The sequence below is a fragment of the Caloranaerobacter sp. TR13 genome (assembly GCF_001316435.1).
Lineage (GTDB): Bacteria > Bacillota > Clostridia > Tissierellales > Thermohalobacteraceae > Caloranaerobacter.
On sequence record NZ_JXLL01000015.1, the window covers coordinates 1 to 13,558 of the forward strand.

At 27.8% G+C, this 13,558-nt stretch carries 13 protein-coding genes; 3 read left to right on the forward strand and 10 right to left on the reverse strand.

Annotated features, from left to right (window positions below):
* Window positions 1–231: 231 nt before the first annotated feature.
* The 7 genes from TR13x_RS09000 to TR13x_RS09030 form a co-directional block, all read right to left on the reverse strand.
* Window positions 232–807: an indolepyruvate oxidoreductase subunit beta gene (locus TR13x_RS09000; RefSeq protein ID WP_054871598.1), complete on the reverse strand. Its 576-nt coding sequence runs from the start codon at window positions 805–807 to the stop codon at window positions 232–234.
* A gap of 1 nt (window position 808) precedes the next feature.
* Window positions 809–2,584 (reverse strand): indolepyruvate ferredoxin oxidoreductase subunit alpha, encoded by a 1,776-nt coding sequence (iorA, locus tag TR13x_RS09005; RefSeq protein WP_054871599.1) that lies wholly within the window; start codon window positions 2,582–2,584, stop codon window positions 809–811.
* A gap of 22 nt (window positions 2,585–2,606) precedes the next feature.
* Window positions 2,607–3,515 (reverse strand): bifunctional enoyl-CoA hydratase/phosphate acetyltransferase, encoded by a 909-nt coding sequence (locus TR13x_RS09010; protein ID WP_054871600.1) that lies wholly within the window; start codon window positions 3,513–3,515, stop codon window positions 2,607–2,609.
* Window positions 3,516–3,671: 156 nt separating this feature from the next.
* Entirely contained in the window at window positions 3,672–4,808 is a 1,137-nt protein-coding gene (locus TR13x_RS09015) for a tetratricopeptide repeat protein (RefSeq protein ID WP_054871601.1), read from the reverse strand.
* Window positions 4,809–4,832: 24 nt separating this feature from the next.
* Window positions 4,833–5,597, reverse strand: coding sequence for a hypothetical protein (locus TR13x_RS09020; RefSeq protein ID WP_054871602.1), 765 nt, complete (start codon window positions 5,595–5,597; stop codon window positions 4,833–4,835).
* Window positions 5,581–7,386 carry a B12-binding domain-containing radical SAM protein gene (locus TR13x_RS09025; protein WP_054871603.1) on the reverse strand — a complete coding sequence of 602 codons (1,806 nt, stop codon included), beginning with the start codon at window positions 7,384–7,386 and terminating at the stop codon, window positions 5,581–5,583. Before TR13x_RS09025 ends, TR13x_RS09020 begins: the two co-directional genes overlap by 17 nt.
* Before the next feature lie 76 nt (window positions 7,387–7,462).
* Complete coding sequence (locus TR13x_RS09030) at window positions 7,463–8,194, reverse strand: GNAT family N-acetyltransferase (protein WP_054871604.1); 732 nt, start codon at window positions 8,192–8,194, stop codon at window positions 7,463–7,465.
* A 118-nt stretch (window positions 8,195–8,312) separates the two neighbouring features.
* On the opposite strand from TR13x_RS09030, the gene TR13x_RS09035 reads away from it, so the two are divergent.
* Window positions 8,313–9,173 (forward strand): hypothetical protein, encoded by an 861-nt coding sequence (locus tag TR13x_RS09035; RefSeq protein ID WP_054871605.1) that lies wholly within the window; start codon window positions 8,313–8,315, stop codon window positions 9,171–9,173.
* A gap of 51 nt (window positions 9,174–9,224) precedes the next feature.
* Here TR13x_RS09035 and TR13x_RS09040 read toward each other — a convergent pair whose 3' ends face one another.
* Window positions 9,225–10,568, reverse strand: coding sequence for an MATE family efflux transporter (locus TR13x_RS09040; protein WP_054871606.1), 1,344 nt, complete (start codon window positions 10,566–10,568; stop codon window positions 9,225–9,227).
* A 215-nt stretch (window positions 10,569–10,783) separates the two neighbouring features.
* On the opposite strand from TR13x_RS09040, the gene TR13x_RS09045 reads away from it, so the two are divergent.
* The gene (locus tag TR13x_RS09045) at window positions 10,784–11,269 is read left to right on the forward strand and encodes a hypothetical protein (RefSeq protein WP_054871607.1); all 486 of its coding nucleotides are present in this window, start codon (window positions 10,784–10,786) and stop codon (window positions 11,267–11,269) included.
* Between the two features lie 108 nt (window positions 11,270–11,377).
* Window positions 11,378–11,572: a hypothetical protein gene (locus tag TR13x_RS09050; protein ID WP_054871608.1), complete on the forward strand. Its 195-nt coding sequence runs from the start codon at window positions 11,378–11,380 to the stop codon at window positions 11,570–11,572.
* Window positions 11,573–11,586: 14 nt separating this feature from the next.
* Here the strand turns inward: TR13x_RS09050 and TR13x_RS09055 are convergent, their stop codons facing one another.
* Together TR13x_RS09055 and TR13x_RS09060 are read right to left on the reverse strand one after the other, a co-directional pair.
* Window positions 11,587–12,636 (reverse strand): hypothetical protein, encoded by a 1,050-nt coding sequence (locus TR13x_RS09055; protein ID WP_054871609.1) that lies wholly within the window; start codon window positions 12,634–12,636, stop codon window positions 11,587–11,589.
* Window positions 12,637–12,721: 85 nt separating this feature from the next.
* Window positions 12,722–13,372: a lytic transglycosylase domain-containing protein gene (locus tag TR13x_RS09060; RefSeq protein WP_054871610.1), complete on the reverse strand. Its 651-nt coding sequence runs from the start codon at window positions 13,370–13,372 to the stop codon at window positions 12,722–12,724.
* Between the last annotated feature and the right edge of the window lie 186 nt (window positions 13,373–13,558).

Consider the following 13,558-nt stretch of genomic DNA (forward strand, 5'->3'; position numbering starts at 1 on the left):
ATTTTGTCATGTCAAGAACTTTTTTTCATTCTTATCTGCCCTCAATTATCCGTGCTTTCGCAACGGCAAGTAGTAATATAGCATATTTATTATTTCACTTCAATCTAATTTTATACTCAAAATAACTAATTATTTTTAAATAATATGTATTTTCTCTTTTATGCATTAAATTTCTCTCTATTTTACTAATATAACAAACTAAAAAAATAAAAGGGTAGGATGACACCTACCCTAAACTAACTCCATACCCCTCTTAAACGCTTTTAAGTTTATATCTATATATTTCTCTTTAACTGTTTCTTTAATTGCTTCTTCCCAATTTACTTCGGTAATATTCAGTGCTTTTACTAAAGCGCCTAACATAATTATATTTTGAGTTCTAATATTCCCTAACTCTCTAGCTGCATTTGCTGCATCTATTACAGTTGTATCTACTTTTTCTTTTAATTCCTCAATAATATTCTCAGGATATTTAACTTGACCTGTTAATACTGGTACTGAAGGAATAGAATAATTATTTATAACAAGCTTTCCATTTGGTTTAAGGTATTCAATCCATCTCATAGCTTCCATTTTTTCAAAAGCTACTAGAATATCAGCCTGACCTTTTCCAATTATAGGAGAATACACCTTCTCACCGTAACGAACTTGAGTAGTAACACTACCTCCTCTTTGTGCCATACCGTGAACTTCTGACATTTTCACATCGAAACCAGCATCAACCAAACCTTTAGAAAGCACTTTACTTGCAAGAATTATACCTTGTCCACCAACTCCAACTAACAATATGTTCTTAGTTTCTGACATATTACTCACCCACCTTTACTATTGCATTGAATGGACATACTTGAAGACATACATCACAGCCTACACACATTGTATCATCAATAATTGCTCCAATGCCTTCTTCAAATGATATAGCAGGACATCCTACTTTTAGGCAAAGTTTACATTGCTTACACTTGTCTGATTCAACTGTACATATTTTTCTCTGATCTAATCCATATTCTTCAATTTCTTCTTTTGGTGACTTTTTAAGAACACATGGCCACTTAGTTATAATAACTACAGGTTCATCAGTATTAATCGCCTTATCTATAGCTTTTTCAGTTTCTTTTAAGTCTAATGGATTAATAACTTCAATATGTTTAACTCCAATAGCTTCACAGATTTTTACTAAATCTATCTGTTCTGTCACTTCACCCATCAATGTATAACCAGTACCTGGATTCTCTTGGTGTCCAGTCATTCCTGTTATTCTATTGTCAAGTATAATAGTTGCTGCATTACCTTTATTGTATACAATATCTATCAGACCAGTAATACCTGAATGGAAGAACGTAGAGTCTCCTATAACTCCAAATACTTTAGCCTCTTTTCCATTAACTTCAAATGCTTTGCTAAATCCATGCCCTGCACTTACACTTGCACCCATACAGATACAAGTATCCATAGTTTCTAATGGTGGAGCTGAACCAAGAGTATAACATCCTATATCCCCAGTTATTACAACATTCTTCTTTTTACTTAATACGTAGAATAATCCTCTATGTGGACAACCTGCACACATTGTAGGCGGTCTAGAAACAATTTTTTCACTATTCATTTCAATAATTTCTTTCTTTTCACCTAATAATGCTTCTCTAATTATGTCAGGATTAAGCTCACCGATATTTGGTATAAGTTCTTTTCCAATAATATCTATACCCATAGCTTTGATTTCAGTTTCTAAATATGGTTCTAATTCTTCAATTACATACAATTTATCTACCTGTTTAGCAAACTCTCTAATTTTTTGCTTTGGTAGTGGGAATGTCATACCTAGTTTTAAGTAAGAAGCATTGTCTCCAAAAACTTCTTTAGCATATTGATAAGCAACACCTGATGTAATGATACCTATACTCTTATCATTAAATTCAACTTTATTTATTGGAGTATTATTACTATATTCTTCTAATTTCTTTAACTTTTCTTCTAATTTTACATGTAATACTCTACCATTAGCTGGTGTAGCTACATATTTAGCAATATTTTTATTATATTCTTTAATTCCTACTTCGTGTCTTTCTTCTAATTCAACTAATGTTTTACTATGGCATATTCTTGTAGTTAATCTTAAAAGAATTGGAACATCAAACTTTTCACTTATTTCATAACCTAATTTAACAAAATCTTTAGCTTCTTGGCTATCGCTTGGCTCAAGCATAACTAATTTTGCTGATTTTGCATAATATCTGTTATCCTGTTCGTTTTGAGAACTATGCATTCCAGGATCATCTGCAGTTATTAAAATACATCCTCCATTTACTCCAGTATACGCAAAAGTAAATAATGGATCTGCTGCTACATTAACACCTACGTGTTTCATAGCTGCAATTGACCTTGCTCCTGCTATTGATGCACCTATTGCTACTTCTAAAGCAACTTTTTCATTTGGTGCCCATTCAGAATAAATTTCTTTATATTTTGCTATGTTTTCTAGTATCTCCGTACTAGGAGTACCAGGATAAGCTGAAGCCACAGTAACCCCTGCTTCATATGCACCACGAGCTACAGCTTCATTACCAGTTAATAGTCTTTTCATTTTTTACACCCCTTTACATTTTTTATCTATTTGCAGCTATTACACTACCTAAAGCTATTGAATTCAATTTAGCTTCATGAGTATCTGCTCTTGAAACTAATACAACTGGTACTTTAGCTCCCATAATAATTCCTGCTGATTGAGCTTTAGCAAAATAAGTTAAGCTCTTACCTACACCATTACCCATCTCAATGTTTGGCATAAGTAATACATCTGCATCCCCTGCAACTTTGCTTTCAAACTTTTTAATTCTTGCTGCTTCTTTAGATATAGCTAAATCTAATGCTAAAGGACCTTCAATAATTACTCCTTCACCAAATTCGTTGTTTTCTCCTAATTCTTTTAAACTATTAGCATCAACAGTAGCTGGCATTTTAGGTGAAACTTTTTCTTTTGCTGCTAATACAGCTATTTTTACAGTCTCATATCCTAAAGCTTTACAAGCTTTAATTGCATTTTTTACAATTTTAACCTTTTCTTCTAATCCTGGTGCAATATTCATACCACCATCAGTCAAGAAAAGTAACTTATGATAAGTTGGTACTTCATATACCATCACATGGCTTAATAGACTATCTGTTCTTAAACCATATTCCTTATTTAAAACTTCTTTAAGTAGAATAGATGTATCAATTAACCCTTTCATTACAAAATCCGCTTTTCCATCATTTACATACATTACTGCAGTTTTAGCTATCTCAGTTAAATCTTTTACATCTACTTTTTCAAACTTTTCAATATCTAAACCATATTCATTAGCTATATTTGTTGTCTCTTCAATATCCCCAATAAGAATTGGTTCTACAATTCCCTCTTTAGCCGCATCACATACAGCTTTTAAAACTTCATAATCTTGAGAAGCTGCTACAGCAAGCTTCATTGTTTTTTGCTCTTTAGCCATACTCAATAATTCTTTTAAACTCTTTATCATAGTCTCACCCCTCGTGATATCGTTTTCCCGTAAACAAAACTCATTTATATTTTATCATAGTTTTACTATATTTTTATTTTATTCTTATATATTAACTGTTAAATTATTTTAATATTTGGATCATTTTAAGAATTTATGCAAAAAAAGAAATGGCTATCAAGCCATCTCCTCTACCCTTTCAATTTCCTTCATACACGCTATAGTTATTTCATCTAAAGGATTTACATCATATGCTTTTTGTATGTCTTCTTTAGCTTTATCTAGAATGCCCATTTGAAGATATGTCATACCTCTATTGCATAATATTTCATAGTCTTTAGGCCTTTTTTGATAGGCTTCTGTAAATTTTTCGATAGCTTCTTCATATTGTCCTAAATTTGCTAAGCAAAGGCCTAATTCATTTAATGTATCCACTTGCCCTGGTACTATACTAAGTACATTTTCAAATTCTTCCTTTGCTTTAACAAAATCACCTATCTGCCTATATCCTAAACCTATTATAAATAATAAATTCCACCAATCTGAATATTTTTCTTTCAGAGGTAATAGCTTTTCAAGCCCTTTTACAGGATTACCAGTAAATATTTCATTATATCCTTCCTCATAAATTATATCATCCTGTATTTCTAAAAGACTTAGTTTTATTTCTTCTTTTAATTCTTCATTTTCACTTATTGTCAAAAACTTTTCCCACATAATCTTGCATTTAATAAATTGCTTGTTTAATCCGTAATGATAACCAAGTTTGTAAAATGCTAGAGAATAAGTATCATCTATTTCAAGTATATTCTCAAATTGTCTTGTTGACTCATTTATAAATACATTAGCTTTTTTTTCATCTCTTAATTCTAAATATTTTTTAGCCTTTTCTTCTAAAGCAACTCCATAATTATATAAACCGTCTACACTTTCTTTATTTAATGTTATTAATGCTTTCAAATATATTAGGCCATCATCAATGGAGCCTTCTTTAATAAATTTCACACCATTATATAGTATAAAATCTTCAATTTTTTCATCAAAACTGTACAGAATATCCTTATATTTATCAATATAAGGGAAACTAGAATCAACACCAATTGTATATATCATACCTCTTATTATTGAAGAAATCTTTATTTCATCTTGAGCTCTTCTTTCCTTTATCTCTGTAATCAACTCATCAACTAAAATAGGTAAAGGTACATTTGATTCTAATTTAAACCTGTTAAATTTAGTTTTTGTACCTGACTTTAATTCAATAAAAGTTAAGTTCTCAGTTTTTTCTTTAAAAAACTTCTCAATTTCCTTCATACATCATCACCTTTTTCTAACTTATTAATATAAATCCCTCATAAATTTTCTCTTTCTTATTGTGCTTGTACTCAATATATCAAATAATACACCTCTATAAATCATCATATAAGTAAATACCACTTGTCCTATTAAATATAACAAGATACTTCCTAAAGATGGATTTACACTTAATCCTATATGTATCATGAATACATTACTCAAAATTCTTCCTGTTAAAAAGTAAGTTATTAAAATGAATATAGAGTTTGATACAAACCACTGGATAAAATTTTCTTTAATAAAATAATAAGAATACTGTATAGAATCCCAAGGCGATAATTCTTTTAAATAGATAGTTTCAGGTAGTGAATTTAAAAATACAAAAATTAATAAATTAATAATAAAACCAATAACTGTATAAGGAATAAAGCTTGATAAAATAGGTGTAATAAATAAACTTAAAATATAATTTGCCATCCATCCTATGAAAAGTATTCCATATATTTTCCAAATAAAAACTTTAAAACCATACTTAAAATCATATAAAGTAAATTTCCCATATCTAACTACGTTATATAAAAGATATAAATAGTTAGATATAAATGAACTTAAAGCTAATGCCATAACAAACCCAGCAATTATTGACAAAACTCCCCTAAATAATATTCCTACTAATGCAAATAACGCAAAATTTAAAATTGCGTAAGCAAATCCTGTAAAGATTAATAGCCAATTTTTCAATATAAGATTATATGACTTCTTTAATGCAGTTTTATTGATATAAACTAAATCATTTATTATTTCCAACACTTTCACCCCTTATTTTTTTCATTTCTTCAGTTATATCATATACTTCTACTTTTTTAAATACTTTTTTATCCTCATTATATTTAAAAAGCATAATACTTTCTTTGTAAGATATTTTATATACATCAAAATCATTTTTTATGAAATCTAATATGTCCAGTATAAATACTTCAAAATGAACCTTATTAATTATTTTTTTAGCTGGGATACGTGCAAATTCTTTCAAGTATTTATTAACATTCGATTCGTTTTGCAGAAATTTATGCACAATATCTTTATCATCAATGTTCTTGTCTGACTTCATAAAATCAAGTAAATTAGATGTTCTATTATTAAGTAAAAAATCATATTTTAATAATTCTCTAAATATCTCTATATTTCTATTTATCCTATCTAAATAGTAATTATAGAATATCTTATACAAACTAGTCTTACTATGTGAAATCGAATCAAGTTTTTGCTGTTCCCAATAACTACTAAAATCTTCGAAAAAATCAAAAGGTGTTCCATAATAATTTTTAATAACATAGTTTAAACTATTTTCAAAGCTTCTGCTGTTCGAATATTTCTCTAACAAATCTTCAATAGACTTTAGTTTTAACATTTCTTCATAGGTTATATAGTTATTTTCCAACACTTCATAAGGTGTTTTATCCAAAAACTTAAATCCATATTTCTCACTTTCTCTTCTTAGTCCAGAACCTTTAAGAAGTTTTAAAAAACCTAATTGCAGCATATCTGGTTGCAAATTAAATACATCATTGAATGATTTTTTGAAACTACTGTAGTCTTCATATGGCAAACCAGCTATTAAATCCAGATGCTGATGGATATTTTCATAACTTTTTATTTTTTTTACAACCTTACTCAATCTATCAAAATTAGTTTTTCTACTTATAGCTTCTAGTGTTTTATCATTGGTTGACTGAACTCCTATTTCAAACTGAAATAGACCTTCTGGCACACATTTAAGAAAATCCAATATTTCATCATCTAAAAGATGTGCAGTAACTTCAAAATGAAAATTTATATTTTTAACATTTTGTGCCATTATAAATTTCATAATTTCAAGAGCATAGTCTTTTTTCGCGTTAAAAGTCCTATCTACAAATTTTACCTGCTTTACTCCTGCTTTGATAAGTTTTAGCAAATCTTCTTTTACTCTATCAATAGTAAAATATCTTACTCCTTTTATAGTTGATGATAAACAAAATTGACAGTTAAAAGGACATCCTCTAGAACTTTCAAAATAGACAATTTTGTCTTTAAATTCATTCAAATCACCTTCATATGGAGATGGAATCATATCAAGATTGGAAATCAAAGGTCTAGGGCTATTTACAATTATTCTTTTATTTTCTCTAAATATTAGTCCTTTTATATTATCATAATTTTCTATACCTTCATCTAGGTACTGTAATAATTCCTTAAATGTTTCTTCTCCTTCTCCATATATTATAAAATCAATAAAATCATATTTTTTTAAAATTTTATCTCCATCAAAAGAAACCTCTGGTCCACCTAAGACAATCTTAGTTTGTGGTCTTACGATTTTCAATCTTTCACAAATTTCTAAAGTCTTTTCAATATTCCAGATATAACATGAAAAAGCTAAAACATCAGGTGCATGTTTGAATAATTCACCTGTAATATACTCACTATTCTGATTAATTGTAAACTCCATAAGTTTAATATTGTTAAATGAATCTATGCAGTAATTCTTTAGATATCTGATTGACAAAGAGGAGTGAATATATTTTGAATTTAGTGTAGATATTACTATATTCATTTATCGTACCTTCCTTCTTATCTTCATATAGAAAAGCAGCACAAAGCTGCTTAATAAAAGTTTATCCTTTATCTATCTATTTTACTCCAAACCAGACAATTTCACCATATCTTTTAAAACCAATTGACTCTGCTAATTTTATTGAAGGTATATTTTTAACTACAATATGAACATAAGGAGTCCAACCAATGTCAAATACTTTTTTTGCAAGGTCAATACTAACTGATACAGCTAACCCCTTGCCTCTATATTCTTCCTTTGTATACATTATCCCCATTGAACCATCTTCTCTAACTACAGCCCAAGAAATAGGGTTACCATTTTTATCAAAAATAGCTGATGAAGGCCTATTTTTAATGCAATTAGTTATGTATTTTAAAGAATTTTTACTTTTATATGTATAATATTCATTTACAACTACTGCATCTTTTAGCTTTAATGCTTTCACTTCATGTCTAATTCTAGCCAAATCTAAATTATTTTTGTCCATGTAATACAAATAACATGGTTCTTCCCATTCAATTTCCTCATTATTTTTTATTAAATCATAATACTTCTTTAACACACCTGCAAATCTTTGTCCTTTCAAATTTATATTTTCTAGCATCTTTCTAGCTACTTCATCTTCTGGAGAATATATTATATTCCATTTATCCCACTTTAATATGAATCCTCTTGTCTTTTCTATATTGTCTACAATAATTTCCCAATTGTTTGTAAATCTCATTTTACCTAAAGCATTTATTGTAGCTATTTTATCATAATTTAACAAATGCTTTATTGATTCTATATTAGATATAGAATGCATTAAATCCACTCTCCCTTCATCTGCTGACTATATTATATCATAGGGTATAAAGGTTTCAATCTTTTTGATACTGACTATAGCTATATAATTTTGATATAATCAAATAAGGGGTGATTTAATGAAAATATTTAAAAAAGTTTTTTTAGGAATAGTACTTACTTTATTTATTCTTATTGCTGTATCTCTTGTTTTAGTTCGTCCAGATAGTATAAAGACTTTTAACGAAACTGATCCAAATTTATTTATCACTAATTTGATAAATAACTCTAGAATCAACATATTTGGAGAAAATGAAATTTTAATAGAGGAAACTGATTTAAATTCAGTCCTAGTACCTCAAATTACTAAACAAATTAACATACAAGAATTACCTTCTTTTGTAGAGTTTAATGGCTTCTTTTTTGATGTGCAGCCAAATAGCATAATGTTAAAATCATCTTTAAAAATAGGTTTTCTACCAATTGGTGTAAATGCAAATGTATCTCCTATCATTAATGATGATACAATAGGTGTAAAATTAAATGGTATTTACTTGGGAAAATTACCTTTACCACTATCATTAATCGAAAAAATCTCCAATTCAGAAATCGAAGATGTTTATTATATTGATAATAGTAAAGAGTTTCTTAATTATATAAAAATAAAAGAACTTTTAATAAATGAAAATAAAATATTTATTGATTTTGTAACAAACAATAATGCTATAATAGATAAGTTTATAGATAACGAACACAAAGAAACTTTTAAAAATATTTTGTCATTATTAGGTAAAACAAAAGAAGGTAAAAAATTTGCAAATGACATAGTAAAAGCTTTACTTATAAAGAACTTTGAAGGAGAATTTCCACAGGAAATGAAAAATGTAATAGCTGAAGATTTTAAATCTATTGATAAAGCTACGAAAAGTAAATTAATTTATATTCTTCTAAAAAATAATTTTGATAATAATTTTAACTTTTTATTTGATAGAAAAAATTGAAAAAATAACGTTCATAAAGCAGTTGGATTTTAATTCCAACTGCTTTATATTTTAAACTTTTTTATACTTCCATTTTTCTAATCTGAAATAGTATATTATTATTGCAGCTTCAAGCAAAACAGACAAACTAATTGCTATCCAAACACCATTTGCACCCATATTAAATACTTTGCTCAATATGTATGCCATCGGTAGTTTAAAACACAAATTTGCTAACAGTGACGCAATCATAGGTGGTGCTGTGTCTCCAGCTCCAACAAAAGCTCCCCCATATACAACTGGATAAATAACAAAAATTACACCAATATAAACTATTCTTAGATAATTTACACCTATATTAATTACCTGAATATCTTTAGTAAAAATAAACATTAAATATTTAGCTAATACAAAATAAGGAAGTGAAAATATTATCATATTAATCAATGCTAATTTTATTCCATCTTTAACTATTGTTTCAGCTGCTTTTATATCTTGTTTCCCAAGATTTTGACCTATAAGAACAGAAATTGATAAATTTAATCCTGCTAAAAAAATGAATACTAGATTAAACATCCTGCCCCCTATAGTAAAAGCTGCAACTGCTTTTGTGCCAGAATAATTTGCTATTTTATACATCACAAGCCCAGTTATAGGTCTAGCAATAGCCTGCAGTGCAGAATATGATCCTATTTTTAATATCTTACCTATTAAACTTATTCTAATACTTAAAACTTGCAAATATTTTTTAAGCTCATTATTAAATATTTTCCTTAAAATAGTTTTAAACATCAAAACTGAAGCAAACACATTCGATATAGCTGTTGCTAATGGAGCTCCTACAAACATAAACTTCGGGAAATAAAACAATCCGTATATTAATATAGGATCAAGAATAATATTTATCAAATTCATAAGTCCAAAAATCAGCATTGGAGTTTTTGTATCTCCTTTTGCCTGTAATATGGCTCTGCCTGTTAAATTAAAAAATACAAAAGGTATACTTAATGAAACAATCTTCAAATAGTTAATAGAATTTTTTGCAACTTGTGCCTCTAGCCCAAATAATTTTATTATAGAAGTAGACAAACTAAAGCTCAATGCCGATATTAATATCCCTACTGTAACTGAAAGTATTAAAGCTTGTCCTGTTACTTCTAAAACTCCTTTTTCATCTTTCTCACCGGTTTTTCTAGAAATTAAGGCTATCGTTCCTGTAGCAATTAACTGAGTTACAACAATAATAACTCCAATAATTGAAGTACCAATACCAGCTGCAGCAGCTTCATTTACTCCTATATTAGAAACAAAAAACATATCTATTATCTGTAATAATGTTTGTAAAATCTGACTCACCATAACAGGCCAAGCCAAACCCCATATTATCTTCAATCTACTATTATTTTCAAAAATCATATGATCACCTTTTTTAAATATTAATACATTTATTTTAACATATTAGAATAAAATCTTCGATTTATATCAACTATAATATAGTTTTGCCTCAATCCGTTACGAAAATTATATTTAAAATTATCCACAATTTAACTAGGTATATAATTTAAAAAATTACTAAATTCTACCTTTGTAATATGATATAATATATTTAAATAAAATATGGAGGAATGTGTATGTCTTATATGACAATTCGGCAAATAAGACATGAGATGTGTCTAAATAGACTACGAGAATTAGGATGTCATGTTGTATCAATTCAAGGTGTTATGTTCTACGTTAAATATACCTTAGATGAATTAAAAATTGAGTATATGTATCATGTTAATCCTGATAATACATATTATCTAGAAAGAATAAAGCCTTATGTAATTTCAGCAGGTGTAATGGAATCAGAAGATAAAGTTGTTAACGCTATAATAATAGATATTGAACAGTTCAAAAATGCAAAACACAGTAAAAATTTCAAAGCTTTTATTGAAGTAGACACTGAACTTTCAAAAGCTGTTAGAGCATTTGAAGATTTATACCTATACTACAACATTTCAAAAGAAGATACAGAACTTATAAAAAAAGAAATCAATAATGTTATGGAATTATTAAGAGAAGTTAAAAATAGAAGCAACAGAGTATTTTTCAAAAAAGACCCTGAAAGTTTCTAAAATACATTTTTTTGCTGTACTAAATCCTTTCTAACAGTTTTTGAAGGTATCTGTAGATTTTTGTAGAAATATATTAAGTAATATATGTTCTAAGGAAGGAGAGTTAAAATGCAGGAATTTGATAAAATATCAATCGCTGAAATATCAAAAAAAGATATGCTAATGATTATTGAAGCTCTTGAATATACTGGTAAGAATACAAATATTGACTCTTTCTTAAAGCTCAGAAAAAATATTATAAAAGAACTTAGTGAACTTGCTGATAGTACTGAAGACGAATTTATACAATATCTAAAAAAATAATTTTTACCCCGTAATTAAACGGGGTTTTTGAATTTAAAAAATCTATAAATTCCTGTTTTCGTATTAATATATGTTATAAATAGTTTCTCTGTCTCCTCTTTATTAACTACTTTGCATTTATTTAAAAGTGAATGACTAAATTCTTCTCCAACATTGTATTTAAAAACATCAGGCACGTAATAATCCTTTATATAAAGACTTTCTGGGTTTATTCTGCTTTTCCTAAGCCTTAACAAGTAATTTGCTAAACTTTGTATAAAATTCTTATCCTTATATTCTATAAACTCATTGTTATTTTGAATAATCAAACCCAAAACTCCATATAAAAAGAAATTATATTGTATTTGCCCGAACTCTTTTATATCGCCTCTTAAAATATCTAATACTCTACTTAATATATAAAAATTATTCTTTATTAATTTTCCATTAAACAAGTTTAGTAATTCAATCCTAGCCCTCTCGAAATTAATTACGAAATTTCCAGGAAAAGCTGCAATATCTGCTTTAAAATATTTATTATATTTACCAATTAACTCTTTCTGAGATAACTGTATTATTTCCTCTTTTAAACTGCTTATAATTTTATCATAATCCTTTTTACCATTTAATATCAGATATAGTATTTTAGATAACACTATGCATTCTTGTAAAATAAATATATTACCAGTTGTAAACAAAATATTTTTTATAACCTCTGACAATATAACATCCCATTGAGTGTTTGCAGCTACAATCGGAAATATTCTTGCATAAACACTATCATCAATTTCAATCCAATAAATTTTGTCATCAAATTTATTTACAGAATTTATTAGTAGTTTATTGCTGCCATGTCTATAACTTGTCCATAACTTTATTTCTTCTTTAAACCTTGTATATCCTATAGTTGTTCCTTCTACATCCATTGAAGGTATTAAAGATTTTACTGTAATTATAAATAATTCAACTATATACGACCATTGTCCTTTTATTTTTTTCTTTTCTAATACATGATTAGTTTTTGAATATCTTAAGCTATCACCATATACAGCATTATTTATAAAATATCTAATTTTATCTTCCAATTTGCCAACACTCCTTACACTCGATATGTATAGTATAGCAAAGTTTCTATACAAAAGAAATAGGAACTAGCCTAAAGCTAGCTCCTTAATTCCTTGTTTGTGCCTGATATTCATTTTGAAACATAGCTGCATATTTAAGTACCCTCGCAGAGTAAGCACTCCTCGCAGGGTTGCTTGTCCCACTTCTAGATGCCATGTATCTTTTCAATCCATATTCTCCTCTATTATACGCTGTAAGTACTTTATGTATGTCACCATTAAAAATCATTTTTAAATATTTAAGCTGTGTTGTGAATAATTCAATATTATATTTAGGATCAAACAGTAATTTAGGTTTAAATTCTTTCTTCATATTAAATGCAATTTGACGAGCCGTACTTTCCATTAGCTGTCCTAGTCCTCTTTCTCCAAGAGTACCAACGCAGTTAGGGTCAAAATTACTTTCTAGCTTCATTAACCCCAGCACAATAAAAATATTCAAACCCTTTTCTTCACATTGCTTTAAAAGAAATGCACTTTCTTCTTCTGTTAAATTTGTTTTATTTTTTATATATTCTATAAGATCATAATTTTCAACGTGCTTCTTTATTTCTATATTCTCAATTACTTTACTGTTATTTACAACACTTAAATTTAAAACATTATAGTCATTATTATTTAACATTATTGCATATACTGTGCTTCCAAATATTAAAGTAAGTACAAGTATAATTGATAACATCAGTTTACCTTTCATTTTTACCCTCCTTTCTAAATAGCACAGAGGTTATTATATAAATTAAGAATAAACCAGTCAAAAATGTTACATTATCTTAAATAATCCTATTATGGTAATTTGTACCCTAAATCGACTCTTTTTAAATATTTATAATCAAAAAAATGCAAAAAAAGAGGGATTTGCTCCCTCTTTTTTCAACAAATT

Bases quoted from the DNA above. Each gene is read 5' to 3' on its own strand.
- iorA (WP_054871599.1), bottom strand. From the start codon at position 2,584: ATGAAAAGACTATTAACTGGTAATGAAGCTGTAGCTCGTGGTGCATAT.
- TR13x_RS09030 (WP_054871604.1), bottom strand. From the start codon at position 8,194: ATGCATTCTATATCTAATATAGAATCAATAAAGCATTTGTTAAATTAT.
- TR13x_RS09060 (WP_054871610.1), bottom strand. From the start codon at position 13,372: ATGAAAGGTAAACTGATGTTATCAATTATACTTGTACTTACTTTAATA.
- TR13x_RS09050 (WP_054871608.1), top strand. From the start codon at position 11,378: ATGCAGGAATTTGATAAAATATCAATCGCTGAAATATCAAAAAAAGAT.
- TR13x_RS09045 (WP_054871607.1), top strand. From the start codon at position 10,784: ATGTCTTATATGACAATTCGGCAAATAAGACATGAGATGTGTCTAAAT.
- TR13x_RS09010 (WP_054871600.1), bottom strand. From the start codon at position 3,515: ATGATAAAGAGTTTAAAAGAATTATTGAGTATGGCTAAAGAGCAAAAA.
- TR13x_RS09040 (WP_054871606.1), bottom strand. From the start codon at position 10,568: ATGATTTTTGAAAATAATAGTAGATTGAAGATAATATGGGGTTTGGCT.
- TR13x_RS09000 (WP_054871598.1), bottom strand. From the start codon at position 807: ATGTCAGAAACTAAGAACATATTGTTAGTTGGAGTTGGTGGACAAGGT.
- TR13x_RS09035 (WP_054871605.1), top strand. From the start codon at position 8,313: ATGAAAATATTTAAAAAAGTTTTTTTAGGAATAGTACTTACTTTATTT.
- TR13x_RS09015 (WP_054871601.1), bottom strand. From the start codon at position 4,808: ATGAAGGAAATTGAGAAGTTTTTTAAAGAAAAAACTGAGAACTTAACT.
- TR13x_RS09025 (WP_054871603.1), bottom strand. From the start codon at position 7,386: ATGAATATAGTAATATCTACACTAAATTCAAAATATATTCACTCCTCT.